Origin of the sequence: Paenibacillus sp. PCH8, from assembly GCF_002968835.1 — a bacterium.
GTDB lineage: Bacteria > Bacillota > Bacilli > Paenibacillales > Paenibacillaceae > Paenibacillus.
Genome location: NZ_PKQK01000001.1, coordinates 95,125 through 113,158, shown reverse-complemented (window position 1 = coordinate 113,158; position 18,034 = coordinate 95,125). Strand labels below are relative to the sequence as shown.

Here is an 18,034-nt window from a genome sequence, read left to right as displayed (position 1 = left end):
ACTAAAAAAAATATTACTAAAAGCAAATCAACGATTAATCGTTAGTTTGCTTTTAGTACCGCTTAATTCTTGGAACTTTTAACTATCTCTCTAACTATATTTCTAGATAGAAAAATGTTACTTGGATCAGAATCACGTAACATAATCACAATCTCCTGAATCACAGCCTCTGATTCAGTCATCTCCATATCTTCATCAACATAAGCAAACAACTGTGATATATTCACCTCCAAGGCTTCGGCTATTTTAGCCAGGTTAACCAAAGACACATTCTTTTCCCCACGTTCAACTTGTCCAATGTATGTAAAATGAAATCCACCTTTTTCTCCAAGTGCCTCCTGGGATAGTCCCTTCTCTTTCCTTAAAACCTTGATTCGAGCGCCGACTAAATTTAAAATTTCTCTGTCTTCCACGATACGCACCCCCTCTATGTAAAAGTGTAGACAAGATTTAGGGGGCTAAACATGTCTATTTGAATCGTATAATTTTTGTTAAATTATATCTTTGGGTATTGTTTTATTGTATAATACTGGTATTAACTCTTTGGAGGGATGACAATGGCAAGAAATTGGTTCATAACCGAAGCACATTGTAGTCACCAAGTAGATTTTACCCCACGTTTGCAAGACCATGATATCTCCATACAACCTAGGTCCAAACATACTCCTGCTTACCACATGCTACATACTACAATCATGGAATATCACCAACATGCTAAGTATCATCTCAAACTTGCCGCCATCATGCGTAATCACAATCAGTTTAAAGCCTGCCTAATTCTATGTGATTGGGCTCTAGCCTCCATGATTAAGGCGCTTTATATCCATAAGTATCATTCAGTTCATCCACCCAAAGAACTCACCATGAATGAAATCTTGCCTTTAGTGCATACGGACACTGAACCCGGATTGGATATCGCTTTGTTCATCGGCACGATGCAACATATGTCATCTTTAGAGGAGCGCCCAGAGGATCAATATTTAGACCTTGAGAACATCGAAAAGCTTCATCAACGAACGGAAGACATATTAGAGGAGTTAGCCACTCGATTGAATGATAATTCAACAAAGTTTTCCTGATATAAGGCGTGCCATGATGATCTGGCGGTTCCTTTTACAGGAATGGGACTGGAGGATTATAAGTACCGAAAGGTACTCATTTGAAGAAAAAAAATCAGGATAATGGGTGGATGTATTTGCAACAAACTTCTGCTAACATTGTAAAATCCTAATTCTAACGGCGGAGAATGATATGAGTACAATTAGAGTAACAACCGGAGGAGCTGCTGCATGTATCTAAACAGATTGAACAAGGCAGGCAGCAGTTGGAAGGTATACGTAATGACCTGACTGCACGGATCGGATTCATCCAATCTCAGTGGGCGGGAGGAACGCAGGAACGGTTTTTCTATGATTTTCAGCAATCACGTTCTGTACTGGATCGAGCACTGGAGAGTATGGTGAAGTCCTCTCAGGATTTAATAGCGATTGCCGAGAGATTCGAACAAGCAGATCAGGTACAGGTGAGCTTGGGAGCCATTGCTGGACAGATTGCTGCACATACAATGATGAACCATAATACAGGTAACACAGAAGAGAAAAGACGAATGGTATATAATCCTTTGTTTGGAGTTAACATGCCTGCCAGTGAAGCAGAGGATGGAATGCCAGGGCAAAAGGAGTTTGTTAAGTATTGGGAACAGGGTGGTACCTATGAAGAAATGAGAGCTGGACCGAAGCAACCAGAGTCTGGTGGTGGGGATATATATGATGAACAGATTAGTGCGTTTAAAGAAGGTCGTCATCCCATAACTGGAGAATCCATACCAGCATGGCAAGCAGCAGTTTCTATAGGAGGTTTACAGACTGCTAAGCTCGTGTTGGCTTTTACTGGAACGTATAATAGGGGTTATAAGGTTCCGACTGGAGGATTGAAGTTTCCAAAGTCTAAGCTAGATAACTTGAATGGTGTAAACCCTGTGATATTTAACAGAGATACCGTTATTAGTTCTGCTACTGCTCCCAAAAAAGGTGGAGAAACCGTTGTAGGACATGCTTTGCAGAAACATGCAGGGCGAAACCCCGATATATGGGGAAGAGTTAGAGGTGGGCCTGAACAAATTAATCAAGTAGCTCAAAAGCATTTACAGGATATACTTGATGCTCCAGGTGAATTTAAGAAAACTACAAATAATAGAGGTATTACTTTCCTCGAAAAGAATTTACCTGATGGTCGCGGAGTAAGGCTTAACCAAGATGGTTCATTCAAAGGATTTATCGATCAATGATGGAGGTTGTGAATTTGGAAAGTTTAGAAATCATTTTAATTGATTTTAACAAAAATAATCTGGATCAATTCATGAAAAATGATTTGAACATTCAGGTGGATCGGATCAAAAGTTCTCACTTTTATGATAACCGTAGTAAAAACGATATTGAATTTCAGCAAATAGAGAGCCTTGAAGAGATTCTTTCTCCTAAGGGAACGGGGAATATATTATTATCTCAGCTTAACCTAGGTCATACCTATAACGACGTGATGATTGTATTTTCATTCGATGAGGAATCTGGAGATATCGTTATGAATTTTCCTGAAGAGGAGTTGTTCAGCGGAGAAAATTCAGAGACAACGTTAAATGCTCAGAAGTTAATAGAGTATATTCTTGATATTAAGAAGAAGTATGCAATTGAAAAAGTTAGAATCGGTTATGAACCAGCTATGGATGATGACACTTGCTTGGTCGAGATTGATAAAGAAATGATGGATACGAATGTTATTGTCTCAAAACTGTTGGCTTAGAATCCTTCTGAACCAGAGTTTGATGCAGAAAAATTAGACATTACAAATTACCGAACGCCCATTTCAACTCGAATACGAGTAGTCATGGGCTATTTTTATCTCCTCATTCCATCCCAACCACTTTACAAAATCAACCGATCCCTCTCCATAGCAAATGGTATAATGGCAAGAAGGGAGATTCTGGCACTAAGGCTCGAAAACTTCAACAGCAGAAAGGATGTTATACCACATGCCTACATACAACAAATTGGTGCGGGACAAGATTCCGCATATTATTACATCCAGCGGTAAGGAATGCCGCACACGCATTCTGGACCCGGAGGAGTATAAGCAAGAACTAAGAACAAAGCTGCAAGAAGAATCGGAAGAATACATGAGTGCAGGAAGCGATCAGGAAGCGCTAGAAGAACTGGCCGACATGCTCGAAGTGATCCGGGCGCTGGCTGAGGTGCATGGAGCGAATGCGGCGCAATTGGATAAGCTACGGGCGGACAAGGCTGAGGCACGCGGTGGATTCCAGGAGAGAGTGTATCTGATCGATGTCGACGAAGCTTAACGTTAGACTCATTACAGATAACTTGGCAGACGAACTGATTGCCCGGATGCAGCATGCATCCGGGATTTATATTATGACGTCCTTTATTATGCAGTCCGGGGTGAGACTGCTGGCTCCGCACTTAAAGCGGGCGGCGGAGCGTGGAGCAGAAGTACGGATGCTCGCAGGAGATTATCTGTATATCACACAGCCGGAAGGTTTGCGGGCGCTCTGTGAGGTTGATTCACGAATTGAGACACGTCTGTGGCGAAGTATGGGCACTTCTTTTCACCCGAAAGCGTATCTGTTCGATCATGACAACGGGGAAGGACTGCTGATTGTCGGCTCGTCGAACTTTTCGTTCACAGCGCTGAGGACGGGGTATGAATGGAATCTTGCGATGAATGCGGAAGCGGAGCCGTATACGTTCCAGATGGCTTTGGACAAGTTCATGCAGAGTTTCTACCATGAGACAACGCTGCCGGTGAACCCGGATTCAATTGAGCTGTATGAGGAAGAGTACCGCAAGTATCACCAGAAGAACCCGGAGATGATCCAGCGGATCACGGAGATGGAAGAAGCGGAATTTGGCACAGGTCTACCTGAGGACAAAGAGGAAGAAGCCGCCGAGCTTTCGCTTGTGCCGATCCAGCCGCGTTTGGCTCAGTTGGATGCGCTTGAAGCACTCCATGGCACGATGGAGGAGCAGTACGACAAGGCGATGGTCGTCATGGCGACCGGGCTTGGCAAAACGTATCTGGCGGGTTTCTTCGCGCAGCGGTTCCAGAGGGTGTTGTTTGTGGCACATCGGGAAGAGATTCTGTTCCAGGCGAAGAAGTCTTTTCAACGGATCATGCCGGAGCGCAGTCATGGGATCTATAACGGACAGTACAAGGATGGGGCGGCGGATTGTGTGTATGCTTCAATCTTTACGCTGAGTATGCAGAAGCACCGGGATGGTTTTGCGGTGGATGCATTTGATCTGATCGTGGTGGACGAATTCCATCATGCGGCGGCGAAGACGTATATGTCGGTGATTGAGCATTTTCAGCCTAAGTTCCTGCTGGGCATTACGGCGACCCCGGATCGACTGGATGGCAAGGATGTGTATGCGCTCTGTGATGGGAATGTGGCGTACCAGATGCATTTTATCGAAGCGATCCGGCGAGGTTGGCTGGCGCCATTTCAATATTACGGGGTATTCGACGATACGGACTATTCGCAGATTCGCTGGATCGGCACAAAGTATGATGAAGAACAGCTCATGGCTGTTCAGTTGCAAGAGGAGCATGTGGAAACAATCTATGCGGCTTGGCTGCGGCACAAGCAGACGAGAACGATTGGATTTTGCTCGTCGATCCGGCAGGCGGACTATTTGGCTGCGTATTTTCGCAGTCAGGGGGTGAAGGTGCTCAGTCTGCATTCGCGCACATCGGAGATGTCGCGGGAGGAAGCCATTCGCCAGCTTGATGCGGGTGAGCTGGAGATTGTGTTGACGGTGGATCTGTTCAATGAAGGAACGGATATACCGCGTGTGGACACGCTTCTCTTTGTGCGTCCAACGGAGTCACTCACCGTGTTTACCCAGCAGGTAGGGCGCGGTCTGCGGCTGGCAGAGGGGAAATCGCATTGTGTTATCATTGATCTGATCGGGAATTACCGCAATGCGGATGTGAAGCTGAGTCTGCTGGATGTGCGCGGGGAGCTGGAGGGAACCGCGAAAGATCGAGATTCGGCTGTGCCGGAAGTTCCAGACAACTGCGGGATTCATCTGGAGACCCGAGTGGTGAATCTGCTTCAGGAGCTAAGCCGCAAACGGCTGCCCCGTCGTGAGAAGTTGCATCAGGATTTTCTGGATGTGAAACGAGAACTGGGGCGTATTCCGAACTATCTGGAGTTGCATCTGATGGGGCGTTCAAAGAGTATTGGGTACCGAAGCGAATTTGGTTCGTATGTTGGATTTCTGTATTGGGCGGAGCTGTTGTCCCCATATGAGGGAGCGGTGTACGTCCGGCATGAGGCGTGGCTGCGTGATGTGGAGAAGACGCTCATGAACAAAAGCTATAAAATGATCGTGCTACTGTACATGCTGGAGCGAGGCGAAGCCCACTGGATGGACCCGATCACGCCAGGGGAGATGGCAAGGTTCTTCCATACGTACCTGACGGAGAAGGAGTACCGGAAACGGAAGGACTTTTCGGACAAAGGCAAACTGGCGCTATGGGAATGGAATGAGAAGACGGCAACTGAAATAGAGCAGCTGATCTCTGATATGCCGATGTCCAAGTGGAGCGGCGCGAAGGGCAGTATGACGCGATTCGAGGATGGCTTGTTCTCACTGAATGTGCAGGTGCAGGATGGGGAGGAACGAGCGCTGTTGTTTCGCTGGACGAAGGATATTTGTTTGTATCGGTTGCATGCGTATTTTGAGCGGGGACAGTAGAATAGAGTGAAAAGATGGTTGCTTCGAAATCAGAGAGTATCTGAATTCGTGGCAACCTATTTGGTATATTATGAATGATTTATATATAAGGAGGATAGGGGGCATAAAAAAACAATAAAAAGGAGTTTTTATGTATGAAAAAGTTATTATCTGTATTAACATCGTTTTTGTTAGTATTTGGGTTGTCTACTTCCGTTTACGGTGATAATAGCAACATGGTGAGAGTAGGCTCGCTAAATATCAATTTAGATACTTATGATGAATCTCTTCTAAATAAACTACTTGAGGACCCGTCTTTGAGTTATGATGATGCTATTTACTATGCTAAATTAGACAAATTAGTAAAAGAGATGGAAAAACAAAATATTGAATTTAAGTTAGGCGAAAGTGAACAAATCACTAGCAATATTAGTGATGATTACGTAAGGTTAAATACAGAAAGTTTTAGGGAGCGAGTACTCTCTTTAGAAGAGGAAGCTGTTAAGAGAGCTTTATTATCGGATATTAAGCTAAGAAGTGAAGGTGTTACAGATTTAAAGAATTTATCTGAAAATTATATATCTTCTAGTAGGGAGATGCCTCAACAAACATTTAAAGTTGAATATCCTGATGGCAGTTCAGTAAATTTCTTCACTAACACTGTAGAAGATGATCCTGAAAAAGTGCTTTCCGTTTTTTCTCCTGAAGACAAAAGAGAAATTGAAAAGGGTTATGACAAAGGTGGTAATGGAGATATAAATATAGCGAGTTCACCGTTTGATGGCTGTACTCTAGCAGGGGCGGGCGGACCAAATATTGCGGGACCTTGGAGTAAAACATCTTGTGTAGATCGAGAGTTTAACAAAATATATTATGATTATGGTGGTTTATGGCCAAGTGGAAAGACTGTACAGAATACAAGTAGAACTGAGTGGAGTTTCTCTACTCCGGCTAGTTACTCTAAAATTCAAGATTTATTTTCGTGGCAGTGGTATGGTGTCGTGAAGAATCCAAATACATCTCCTGAGTATAATTTTAGTGTAGCTCCGGTTCGAGAAACAGGAAGTACAGCGAGTGCAGGTGTAGTGCAAGTGTACTCTGAGAACATGAATAATAGTAGTAAAAAGGGAAGTGGGACAAACGGAAGAATACAAGGCTACGCAGATGCAATATTCAAAGTGTCCGGTTCCTTTAGTGCAACTTGGGGTGTACTAGGTATTGACGTGGATGCAGGGAAACAGTGGCACCAATATGCTATAACAGAAGTTAATGGTTGGTCAGAAGTAATGAAATATGCAGGAGAATATAAGTAATAAATGAAAAAAAGGTAATTATACATTATATATAATTACCTATTTAATATATCCATATTTTAAGGAGTTTGTTAAACATGTTTATTAGATTTATTACGTTTTTTTTAACTTTAATTTTATTGTTGTCGGGCTGCGATAATACAGTTATTAGTGAAGTTAAAGAAGAAGGTCCTGTGAAATCTGAAAATGTTACTTTGGAGGACATTCATCAAAAACTTGAATCTTTTATAAAATTAGATAAGAATAATTTAGGTCAATTTATGATTTCTGACCTAAAAAATATTAAAGAATTAAGTCAGAATTATTTTATTCATTATATCTATAAATTTAACGAAGCCTACTATGAAGGAATTGCACATGTAGAGAAAGTTGGGGAAAAGATTGAAATTCTTCGTACAGAGGAAGTGATGAAAGACAACGAATCTCGTGTTACAAATCTTATGGCAAGTGGAGATTTTAATGACAAAAGTAAGCGATACGTTGTCACAGCAGGAACCGTGAATGATCAAAAAATTGATACGATCCTTGTAACATATGTAAATCAGAATAATGTTTTTTTTAAGCTTAGTTCGACGAAGAGGAGTTTTTTGGATATTCAAGTCGTAGAAAACGGCGAACAAGAGGTTGGTTTGGAACAAGTGATCGGGTTAGATTCAGATCGAAAAGAAATTTATAAAAGGAATGAATGAGAGAATCTGAATTAGGCTGTGAGGATACTAAACAACAAGGTTGCCTTATCCCTGAGAACTTGGAGAGTTGAAACCACCAATCAAGGATTTAATCTTTTTATTTCTGTAACTATCTCAGCTAAAACCTTCGAAAAAACTCAGATATAGCTGGACTAATAAGGACAATTATTGGGTTGTTGGAAACAACATATATAATACTATTTAAAGATAAGGATAGCCATAATGAACAAATATGTGGGTTCCCAAAATATTTTAATTTTTAAATTAGACACCCGGATGCATGTGCGTCCGGGGTTTATAAGTTGACTCATACTACTATGCAAGTTAGCCTAAAAGTTGAGTTTCTCCACATCTGAAAAACCTCAGGAGAGACTATTTTTCCCCACCCTCCACAAAAACCATAATCGCTTGATACAAAAACCTCAAAAAATCCTCATCGCCAAACTGATTGAAATAACCCGCATAACGGCGATCCATCGTATACGTCTCCGCGATACATCTCAGAATCTCAGCATCAAAGACCATGAACTGTTCCAGACAACTCTTCCATCCACGCACTAACGATTGCACCTCACCAGAAGCAGGGGACAGATCCTGATGTTTCGCCAACGCATGAAATACCTGCTCCATGTTGACCGAAAAAAGCTGGTATGCTTTTTCTTGCTCTTCCGCAGACAGCTGGCTCACATTAGCTTCAAATTCCTGATATTTCTTGGTATCTCCGTAGACAAACTTCGCCTCAGATTCATATTAGTCTTGAATGGACAGAATGGAAGAGCCGTCAAACAGATGAAGATGAGAGAGATCCGTCCCATCCACATACTCGTCCAACTGGTCGATGATGGTTTCGAGCTTTTGTTTTCGTTGAACGAGTGTACTGCGATGCTCTCTTAGGATATCTTTTTGTTCTTCTTTGGAAAGTTGCATCATGGCTGCAATGTCTTTCAATGGGAAATTCATTTCTTTGAACAAGAGAATCATTTGCAGATTCCCCAGTGCCTCTTGATCGTAATACCGATAGCCATTGTCCTCGACTTTGCTCGGTTTTAAGAGATCCGTTTTATCATAATAATGTAATGCGCGTTTGGTGATGCCGGTAATCTGAATGATATTTTTAACGGTGAAATAGGGTGTTTTCATTCCAAAAGTCCTTTGTTTTAGCAAGGATAACACTTGCCGGAGTGATGGTTGCTTGGGTAATCGGTGTACCTGTTTTGTTCAGATAATATTGGATTAAGTGATAACCGCAGGCATAGCCAGCCGCATAGGGCATACCTACGGGAGTGAAATCTTGCAGTGTGGCAAGTTCATCGCCGTATAGATACGGATTAATCTGGTCAAAACCGGTGACATGTAACTGGTCTTTCATCTTCGGTTTGATTACTTTATTCAATATCTCCATATCCGTTTTGGCTACCCAGGGACCTAGCAGTTCTTCTCCATAGAGGGATGTCGCAAAGCTCTCGGCCAACCCCTCACTAACAACCATCTCGCCAAGCGTAATCTGTGGATTCCACTGGATATATTGATATCTCACGTTATGATTGCATTCATGGGCTAACACGGATTGCATACGAGGTAGAGTATACGTATTAGGGATCAGGTTCGCAATAATATAACCGGGGATTCCACCATCTCCGCTAATACCTTCGTTCATCGTGAGTGAAGTGCTATTCTTGTCGCCTAATAAAATGGTATATAGATATTCAGAGACTAACAGCTCAATCCCGTGATCTGTAAAGGTAGATAGACTCGTACGAACGGCTTCATGACACTGTTGCCAAAATGCTTCAGACGAGATCGCTGCTAACGATTGGTTAATCTCAGGTGTGATATCTGCGGGAGCGATATTCATAAAGTTATTCATCATGATCACATCGAAGCCGTGAGGCTCTTGAGATCGAAACGGGATCTGTTGAATGTTCCATTTATTCATGAATGGACTCATCATAAGCTCGCGGTATAACTCCACTTTCTCATCGGGTGCAGCCTGGATGATCTCTTCATAGATTTGATCTGAGCGCAACACGGTAAGCTTCATCCTTAATCTCTCCTTCTTATTCGCTTGAGATCATTATCAAGTATGACCTAACGTAACAGTCAAGCGTGGGGGTTACGCGGTTGCTCTGAATGATTCAGTGTAAGTCCATCATCCAAGAAAGTAAGCGAAGATGCACCGAATAGCTTGGGATAGTTCGATTTAATCTTCATCGTTCCCTCCGTCAAAAAATCTTCACAAAACGCTTACAAACTTTCAATTCTACCCTACCTTTTCCGCTACGAAGCTGAGATAATGGGAGAGGAATAAGGCATGAAACAGATGCGACAACCATGTTAACCAACAGTCGAAAATAAAAGCTGCATATCCATAGGAGGATTATTAATGACGACACAACCATTGAATCTGATCCAATCCACGGAGGGCCAAGCGCTGCTTGCCCAAATGTATGGACAATCACAAGTACAGGAACAGACTGCACGTTACACGAAGCTGAACGCAACGTTCGAAGAGTACTTTGGCGTACAAGAAGGAAGCAAGTTGTTCAGCGCGTCAGGACGCAGTGAGATTGGCGGCAATCACACGGATCATAACCATGGTAAAGTGCTGGCGGGCAGCATTACGCTAGATACACTTGCGGTGGCTGCGCCAACGGCAGAATCGGTTATTACTTTTTATTCGGAAGGCTACGATAAGAAATATGTAATCGATCTCACGGACCTCACGCCAAATGCGGAAGACGATGGCACAACAGCATTAATTCGTGGTATGGCTGCGGGGTTCGGAGAATTTGGACACCAGGTTGGTGGCTTCCAAGCGTACATCTCCAGTAACGTGTTCTCGGCATCAGGCCTGAGTTCATCGGCGTCTTTCGAAATGCTGATCTGTACGATTTTGAATCATTTCTATAATGACGGTACACTGGATGTTGTCACTTTGGCTAAAATCGGTCAGTATGCGGAGAATCACTATTGGAACAAACCTTCGGGTCTGCTGGATCAGATGGCTTGTGCGTACGGCGGACTCATTGCTATTGATTTTGAAAATCCAGCACAGCCGGTTATTGAGCCTGTTCAGTGGGATTTCCAACAAAACGGCTACTCATTGGTCATTGTGAATACAGGTGGCAACCACGCTGATCTGACGGAAGATTATGCTGCTGTGCCATATGAGATGAGAGCGGTTGCTCAGGCGCTGGGCAGTGAGTATGTTCGGGAAATTACAGCAGACGCAATCTATGCCAATCTCAAGAAGGTTCGTGAAGCTGCTGGGGATCGTGCTGTGCTGCGTGCGCTTCATTTCCTAGAAGAAAACAATCGTGTCGATGGACAAGTTCAGGCGTTGCGGGATGGACGTTTTGCTGATTTCCTGAAACTGATTACAGCGTCTGGTAACTCGTCATGGAAGTGGCTGCAAAATGTATATCAGAGTGGTGCTGTGAAGGAACAAGAGATTGGCATTGCGCTGGCTGTGACGGAGAATTATCTGCAAAACCTGGGTGATGGCGCTTGTCGTATTCATGGTGGCGGATTCGCAGGGGTTATCCTGACGATTCTTCCGAATGAAAAAGTAGAAGAGTATATGTCCTGGATGCATGACATGCTGGATACGCCTATTATTGTTGTTAATGTGCGTGCACAGGGTGCGGTATGCCTGAATGCATTAATTGCCTAATGCTGGCTAAACAGTACTCAGATAAATCGTTATAAGAATGATCCAATCAAGCCCGGGCCATGTCCGGGTTTTTGGGTTGTTCATTTTTTTAAAAAACTTCAAACTTTGAAGGCCTGTAATGTGTTATTTAAGTAGTGGTTTAGTTAGGTTGGTAGTGACTAGAATACAGGCGTATTGATGATGGTTCAAATAAGTGAGAGGCTGTATCTCAATAATGTTCTCATGGGAGGAAGGATCAGATGATTACACCTAAATTAGCTGGTCAGGAAGAGGCTCAATTATACGAGGAGTTGCGGCGTGCGATCGATGAATTCGAAGAGGGCGAGCAGCGGCAAATAGTTCTGAATCAAATGATCAGACGGCTTAGGTTTGCCAAGTGGCGTAAAGATCGGATGCGCAAGGTCGATGCATACTGCCAAAAGATCAAGCCCGCGACACTTTGGATCATACTAGCCACAGGAGCACTTGCGCCAGTCTTGTTGTTTAGCATGTTCATCTGGGTATCGTTGTGGGTGGAATGAAGCTGTAGTAGAGGGATAACAATATGAAGTTAATAAAAAAGAACCGTTAACCATCGGATTATCGTATTCCGACTGTAACGATTCTCTGAGCTATCTTTAGGGTTAGTGGGACATTTGTGTAGATTTACCGTCTAAAGATTGCACTTGTCCCTGGATATACTGGTGGTAATCGCGGAAACTGCTGATGTGATGCAAGGAATCGGAATTCTCAGACTGGATCTTAATTTTACCGTCCTGAGGCACATTTTTCATCTCAGCAATGACGGATTTGGAACCTTGGATATCGCCGGACATGTCCTGAATTCGCTGTAATAATGCCGGATGTCCTTCATGTTGGAGCATTTCGGCGAGCGGTCGCATTTCCTCCAACTTTTGGCTCGACCGTTCAAGTGTGGTCATCACTTTGTCTCCATCTGTACTTGCACTAAGCGAGACCATTCGGTGAATATGGTCTTTCTCCATACGTTCAAGCGCCTCCAGATGGGAAGCTTCCAGTCGTTTGGGATCGCTCCAACTCTCCGATCGAACGGTGTCATTCTGTTGCTGGGAAGCATTATTCGCAGTGCCATTGCCACAGCCCCATAACAGAGATGAGCAGGTTAACACGGCTCCAACGGCGATGATACTTTTTAACCTCATGCTGTCACTCCTTCGATAATTTCCTGAAGGTAGTATGAGCAATAATATCCAAAATCATGCTTCTTCTTTTCATTTCATTCCCAGTATGTAATTGAATAACCTTTTAAAATCGAGAGTACATATCTTCGCAAATTTTTGTAGCCTGTATTTTCACGTGAAATTGCAACGGTACGTAGCGAGGTGAAAAATAATGAATCTTTATACTAATAACATATGGCGCTGGACCATCAATCTTTTGTATCCTGCCATTATCTTTGTCTTCAAGAGCTGGGGACCGATATTGGATTCTTGGATAGGTCCTATTTTGTTCGTCGCGCTGTTCTGCTTTCTGTGGAGCGATGTAAAAGACATGTTCGTTTCGACAGGATTGACATGGTTTATTGCCATCCCGTGTTGGTGGTATTGGATTGAGCGTCCGAAACCATCGTTTGGTGCGGAGAATTTTGCCGCACATCTATGGTTAATTGTACTTATGTATATTGTTTTTGTGCTCATTCCTCAGACCTTAATCCTGACTACTCGGTTACGGGTAATGCATTATTATAAGAAGTGAAAGTCAGTTGAGAGTAAGCGGCCGTTGGCCGTTTTTTTAAAATAAAATGAACGCATGGGAGAGAGTTCGATTGTTAAGCAAAGATATAACAAGAAGTAAAGAAAGAAGTTTTTTGTATATCATGATTTTCACCTTAATATATGGTCTGACATTACTGATCTGGCCGTTGATCGCATTTGCCATTGCTATGGATCGTTGCATGGATGCTGGTAGATTACTTCGGAGCAGCGTTATCTGATATACCATTTCTACGATAATTAATTGTTTATAGAGATTCAATTTTAAGGAGAGGTTAATCTATGCCCAAGACAAGCAACCGTAAACGGGTAGCGTACGTGTTGTTCTTTGTATTGGTCGCTCTGTTTTTGATACGCTCTTGTGGTCCGCAGGACATCGACACAATCTTAAGCGAAGAAGGTATTCCCCCAGAACAGGTGAAGCTAGTTACAACTATTGAAACGCGAACACAATTGGTTTTATATCAAGATCTCACTACGAATAACCTGACTCCTGCTTTGATCCAGCAAAAGATGTGGTTCTCCGAACTGGCCAGAATAGGCGGTGGTCTGCAGGATAATCCGGCCGAGCCGCTTTCTTCTCATATATCAGGATACGAGGAGTCTAAAGGCAAAATGATCTATATTATATATGGGTATCTCCACGATGCTGACATTACCCAGGTGCACATTCGCTACGAACCAAATCTGGCATCTTCACGGTTGGAAGCGGAAATCGTGGAATCATCTTCCGATCAATCCAACGGCAGGTTGTGGTATGCGGTAATCCAGCAGCCGATTCACGAGATGATATGGGACATAAAAGGATTGAACGACGAAGGTCACGTCATCTACTCATCTCTCGATAGTGAGGATTAGGAAGCAGGCTGGCTTATGGAATGGAAATTTCGCAGTCACAGACCTGCATGACCTGAACTACAAACGAACTACATCCATCTACACAAACACCCTTATCCGTCGTTACATACGGGCAGGGGTGTTTCGCGTTCTTGTTACACTTTCCTCTTATATTTCCCTGTATACGGAATGGTGAGGTGAATTTTTAGATCCTGTATGGAGTCTTCGTTGAGCATCATCTTGGTACCATTGTTAGATAACTTGCGCCAGAGCTTTGGATTTTTGCGATACAGCTTCTCCTGAAGGCCATAGATATCTACACCACGCTCAAGGCCATGACGATAGGTCTGCATGATCTGCTCCCGCAACTTCACTTCACTAATCTGGATCATCTCATTATAAGAGGTAGGCACCAGATATTCGTACAGTGCAGTTAGGTATTTGGCATCAATGTTGAACTTAACATCTTCCCCTTGAATGACAGGTTTGATTTTGATCTTTGGCAATCCTACACTGAGTGCCCCGTAGATCGTTCCCTCCTTCTGTACAAGTAAGGGAGCCCGCCGCATGTCCTTGATTAGCCAGTGATAACCGGGAAGCTGACTGCGTGACAGGAATTCAAAGGCAACACCTGTTTTTTCGAAAAAGGCCCCCTCGACCAGAAACAAATCATGTTTCTTCTGATTCTTAGCCCATTGGGTATTGTTCAATGCAATACTCGGCAGATACGTCGTGGTAGCCGGATCATTATGCGTTGCAATGAGCTGGAAGCTGAGCACGGGCGGGTATAACGATTCTTCCATATAAGTGGGGAGCGGATTGTGAAGAATGCTGTCCAAGGGCGACATATTATAGATGGACGTTGCACTCAGGATTTTCTCCAGTGGCTCGCGTGTTCCATACACCCAGGTCGTATAACGGGATTCTGGAAAACGTCCCAGCATATCAAATACTTCTTTGATATGTTTGCTTGTGAGCACACCTTCCGCCATAACGATGGCTGTAACATGCCCCCAGGCCATGTGTAATTGAGCCGTACGAAACAGTTCGTTTAGCGCCAGGCTCAATGTTTTCCCTTCGGCATGTCCGACCCATACAGGCGGCGTATCAGCACTTTTGGCCGAACTTTCACTCTTGGCGACACTGGCAAAATCCAGCGTTTGTACATACAGATGATACATGCCGTCCTTATAATCAATCCCAAATGCTTTGGCGTAGTCCACCTGTTGGATCTCAAAGGCACTCCAGCACCCACTCGTTATCACGCACATCGATAGGCTTAACAGGCCCAGCAAACATCGCCGTAACAAGCGTTTCATCGTCCGTTTCCTTTCTTGCGCGGTTCTTGGGTTTCAAGATAGACGGGTCTGCGTTTGCCCAACCCTTTTGGCAGTTTGAATAACGAAGCTATGGCTTGTTTGAAATGAAGTGGCGTTAACGGCGTCAGATATGGAATGCCAAATGATTTGAGATCCGTCAGGTAGATGAGGAACAGAATTAACGACAGGATGAACCCATAGATGCCGAGGGATGCCCCAGGACAAAACAGAGGAAGCGCAGAATCAGCACAGAGCTGGTCATGACCTGGTTCACAATGGTTGCTCCAGCTACGACGGTGACTGCGATGATGACAATCATGAGTGGAGAGACCATCCCGGCTCGGATGGCGGAATCTCCGATAATGAGACCTCCAACGACAGTCAATGTCTGGCCGATGGCACTGGGCAAACGTACCCCCGCCTCCCGGAACAACTCCATCAGCAGCATAATGAGAAACATCTCTACTCCCGATTCCATCGGAAGTCCCATGCGTCCAACCGATATCGTGGCGACCAGAGGGAAGGGAATCTGATCCATATGAAAGGATGTCAGCGCAATATAGAATCCGGGCAGGAACACGGTAATCATCAGACCCAGAAAGCGTAGCATTCGTCCTACGTTCACAGGCAAGAACGGAAAACTGGCATCCTCCGGTGATTTGAGCAAAAGAAACAGATTAACTGGTCCAATGATGGCGCTGGGATTGCCGTCAACAATGAGGATGAACCGACCGTTCAGAAGGCATTCCGCCGCAAAGTCAGGTCTGCCTGTGTAATGGGTCAGGGGAAACAAGGTGATCTTAGAAGGGGATAGCAATTCTTCCAATTCATTGGCGGTCAAAATGCGTTCGGTCTCAATCTTACGCAACCGATCCTGGACGTCTTCGATCAGCTCCGGATTGGCAATATTCTTGATATACATCAGTGCCACCTTGGTTGCAGAACGTGAACCGATTAGTTCAATATTACAGGCCAGCTGGTTCGTGCGCAGACGTGTGCGTATCAGAGCGATATTCACGGCAAGGGGTTCAATGAACCCGTCTCTTGCCCCGCGAATCGAAACTTCGGTGGTCGACTCCTCTGGTGTCCGTGTCGGGATGTTGGAGATATCAATACTCCACATGGCTTGAAGGGAAGGAATACAGATCAACATATGGCCTTCAAAAACACGGAGAGACATCAGCTCGGTTCCGAATGCCGGATCTTGCAAATCCATTCGGGTCCATTGTAGGCTGATGCATTTTTCAATGTCGGACGTATGGACAAAGTGTGTGTGCTCATACGTTCGTTTGAGTTCCGGGAGAATAATATCATAGATCGCTTCACTGTCCACCATACCGCTGCAATAGGCCATAAGGATCTGCATCGGAGATTCACCGATCATGTGACTATTAATGATGACATCGTCAGATCCGGCAAAAAAGGTATTCAAGTGATGCTCGTTCATTCGGAACGGTTCAACTTCACGATTATTCTTGGGCTGGGTTGAGATCGGCACGTTCGGGAGCCTCCTTGTCTTTTTTGTGGATTAATGCAGCAATCGTTAATATCACGGTAACGACCGATACATAGGCGAGCATGACGGGGAACTGAATATGGTCCACATAATAATCCACGTAATCAATGCGCCACCATTGCATCGCCATGAAGCTCATGATGACGGTAATGGTAAGAATGGCGATATATCGTTTCTTCGGTCTACGGAAATTCAGCAGATCTACGATGAGATACATGGATATGGCCACCCTTGCGAAGGAACCACTAAGCCACTGATAGATGGACAAAAAATCAACGTGTTGCAACAGCTTGCCGATATTCACAAGTTTCCACTGCTCATATGGACTATTTCGTTGTTTTGCTGCTTCTTCAGGACCAAATTCCACAATGGCTCCAATGGTTGGACCTATCGCCATACTGAGCATAAATACGCCGAGGATCAGAACATACCACCACCGAATTTTGCCTTTGACTTCATGTTGGAACAACATGAGAATCCAGATTTCCATAAGCCCGGCAAGGGAGTAGATCATGCCTCGCCACACGGGACCCATTCCGTTCTCCATGATCGGGAACAATAGACTGTATTCTTTTTATTTCATATTGGCGGACATTACAAAATAACCAAGCAGTATCACAAAGGGCAGCAGCAGACTGGAAGTCATCGCAATAGAGCGTATGCCTTTGGCTGCCGCCCAGGCAGCAACCAGTGCTCCGCCACCTGCCAGAACATAGGGAGGTGTGAATTGAAGATAAGTGGACACGGTCCAGTTGGTTGTCTCATACAGCGTATGCGTGCCGAGCATGAACAGCAGAATGGAAGCGGAGATGCGGAAGATCCAGGAAGGAATGGCTCCGAATTCTCGCGTGATCCAATCCGTTAATCGCTGTCCACGTACTCGCCGAATGATGATGTACATCATACCTAGAAACAACATGAACAAGGGAGCGGCTGCTACGACAGACAACCATCCGTCTCTGCCTGCAGCTTCGAGAATGGCTGGAATGGACAAGACATGGCAGACCAGTCCGGCACTTAATAAAATGATGGAAAAGGACAACCAAATGGTAATTTGACCTTTTTCACGACTCATGGCAATCCTCCTTTCCACTGAAGGAAGTTTCCGTTAGATTGTGCAGTCTATGGGAAAATGATTCGGTTTCAGTTTTTTTCACAGAAAGTTGCCATTGAGATGGACGGAGCAGACAGAAAGGATTAA

15 protein-coding genes and 3 pseudogenes are annotated in these 18,034 nt (G+C 44.2%); 10 read left to right on the top strand and 8 right to left on the bottom strand.

Translation table 11 applies throughout. From position 1 onward, the window contains the following. Positions 1-62: 62 nt before the first annotated feature. Complete coding sequence (locus C0Q44_RS00505) at positions 63-413, bottom strand: helix-turn-helix domain-containing protein (protein ID WP_105405578.1); 351 nt, start codon at positions 411-413, stop codon at positions 63-65. A 144-nt stretch (positions 414-557) separates the two neighbouring features. Here C0Q44_RS00505 and C0Q44_RS00500 point away from each other — a divergent pair, with 144 nt between their 5' ends. From C0Q44_RS00500 to C0Q44_RS00470, 7 genes are all read left to right on the top strand, one after another. Beyond that, on the top strand, positions 558-1,079 hold the full coding sequence (locus C0Q44_RS00500) for a hypothetical protein (RefSeq protein WP_105405577.1): 522 nt from the start codon (positions 558-560) through the stop codon (positions 1,077-1,079). Between the two features lie 203 nt (positions 1,080-1,282). Beyond that, positions 1,283-2,287: a WXG100 family type VII secretion target gene (locus C0Q44_RS30585; protein WP_308737409.1), complete on the top strand. Its 1,005-nt coding sequence runs from the start codon at positions 1,283-1,285 to the stop codon at positions 2,285-2,287. Between the two features lie 8 nt (positions 2,288-2,295). Beyond that, positions 2,296-2,799, top strand: coding sequence for a hypothetical protein (locus tag C0Q44_RS00490; protein WP_308737408.1), 504 nt, complete (start codon positions 2,296-2,298; stop codon positions 2,797-2,799). Positions 2,800-3,028: 229 nt separating this feature from the next. Beyond that, positions 3,029-3,355, top strand: a complete 327-nt coding sequence (locus tag C0Q44_RS00485; RefSeq protein WP_105405575.1) for a nucleoside triphosphate pyrophosphohydrolase — start codon at positions 3,029-3,031, stop codon at positions 3,353-3,355. Beyond that, entirely contained in the window at positions 3,339-5,777 is a 2,439-nt protein-coding gene (locus C0Q44_RS00480) for a DEAD/DEAH box helicase family protein (RefSeq protein WP_105405574.1), read from the top strand. Before C0Q44_RS00485 ends, C0Q44_RS00480 begins: the two co-directional genes overlap by 17 nt. A 134-nt stretch (positions 5,778-5,911) precedes the next feature. Further along, positions 5,912-7,069, top strand: coding sequence for a hypothetical protein (locus C0Q44_RS00475; RefSeq protein ID WP_105405573.1), 1,158 nt, complete (start codon positions 5,912-5,914; stop codon positions 7,067-7,069). A 77-nt stretch (positions 7,070-7,146) separates the two neighbouring features. After that, complete coding sequence (locus tag C0Q44_RS00470; RefSeq protein WP_105405572.1) at positions 7,147-7,758, top strand: hypothetical protein; 612 nt, start codon at positions 7,147-7,149, stop codon at positions 7,756-7,758. 372 nt (positions 7,759-8,130) lie between these two features. Here C0Q44_RS00470 and C0Q44_RS31375 read toward each other — a convergent pair. From C0Q44_RS31375 to C0Q44_RS00460, 3 genes and pseudogenes are all read right to left on the bottom strand, one after another. Then, a pseudogene (locus C0Q44_RS31375) lies at positions 8,131-8,496 on the bottom strand (TipAS antibiotic-recognition domain-containing protein); the annotation flags it as partial. A gap of 12 nt (positions 8,497-8,508) precedes the next feature. After that, positions 8,509-8,898, bottom strand: a complete 390-nt coding sequence (locus C0Q44_RS31370; protein ID WP_308737380.1) for a MerR family transcriptional regulator — start codon at positions 8,896-8,898, stop codon at positions 8,509-8,511. Further along, a complete protein-coding gene (locus C0Q44_RS00460) occupies positions 8,873-9,799 on the bottom strand; it encodes a DUF2268 domain-containing putative Zn-dependent protease (protein WP_105405571.1) in 927 nt (308 codons plus the stop codon). The genes C0Q44_RS31370 and C0Q44_RS00460 overlap by 26 nt, the downstream gene beginning before the upstream one ends. Positions 9,800-10,141: 342 nt before the next feature. Here C0Q44_RS00460 and C0Q44_RS00455 point away from each other — a divergent pair, with 342 nt between their 5' ends. Then, positions 10,142-11,431 (top strand): galactokinase, encoded by a 1,290-nt coding sequence (locus tag C0Q44_RS00455; RefSeq protein WP_105405570.1) that lies wholly within the window; start codon positions 10,142-10,144, stop codon positions 11,429-11,431. A 239-nt stretch (positions 11,432-11,670) separates the two neighbouring features. After that, complete coding sequence (locus tag C0Q44_RS00450; protein ID WP_105405569.1) at positions 11,671-11,952, top strand: hypothetical protein; 282 nt, start codon at positions 11,671-11,673, stop codon at positions 11,950-11,952. Between the two features lie 102 nt (positions 11,953-12,054). Here the strand turns inward: C0Q44_RS00450 and C0Q44_RS00445 are convergent, their stop codons facing one another. Continuing rightward, a complete protein-coding gene (locus tag C0Q44_RS00445; protein ID WP_105405568.1) occupies positions 12,055-12,591 on the bottom strand; it encodes a hypothetical protein in 537 nt (178 codons plus the stop codon). Positions 12,592-13,443: 852 nt separating this feature from the next. Between C0Q44_RS00445 and C0Q44_RS00435 the strand changes: the two genes are divergently transcribed. Beyond that, positions 13,444-14,019 (top strand): hypothetical protein, encoded by a 576-nt coding sequence (locus tag C0Q44_RS00435; RefSeq protein ID WP_105405566.1) that lies wholly within the window; start codon positions 13,444-13,446, stop codon positions 14,017-14,019. Between the two features lie 134 nt (positions 14,020-14,153). On the opposite strand, the gene C0Q44_RS00430 is transcribed toward C0Q44_RS00435, so the two are convergent. From C0Q44_RS00430 to C0Q44_RS30580, 3 genes and pseudogenes are all read right to left on the bottom strand, one after another. Further along, on the bottom strand, positions 14,154-15,317 hold the full coding sequence (locus tag C0Q44_RS00430; RefSeq protein ID WP_105405565.1) for a Ger(x)C family spore germination protein: 1,164 nt from the start codon (positions 15,315-15,317) through the stop codon (positions 14,154-14,156). Continuing rightward, positions 15,314-16,701 (bottom strand): annotated as a pseudogene (locus C0Q44_RS00425) (spore germination protein). The gene C0Q44_RS00430 and the pseudogene C0Q44_RS00425 overlap by 4 nt, the downstream one beginning before the upstream one ends. Before the next feature lie 85 nt (positions 16,702-16,786). Next, positions 16,787-17,908: pseudogene (locus C0Q44_RS30580) on the bottom strand (GerAB/ArcD/ProY family transporter). Positions 17,909-18,034: the final 126 nt, after the last annotated feature.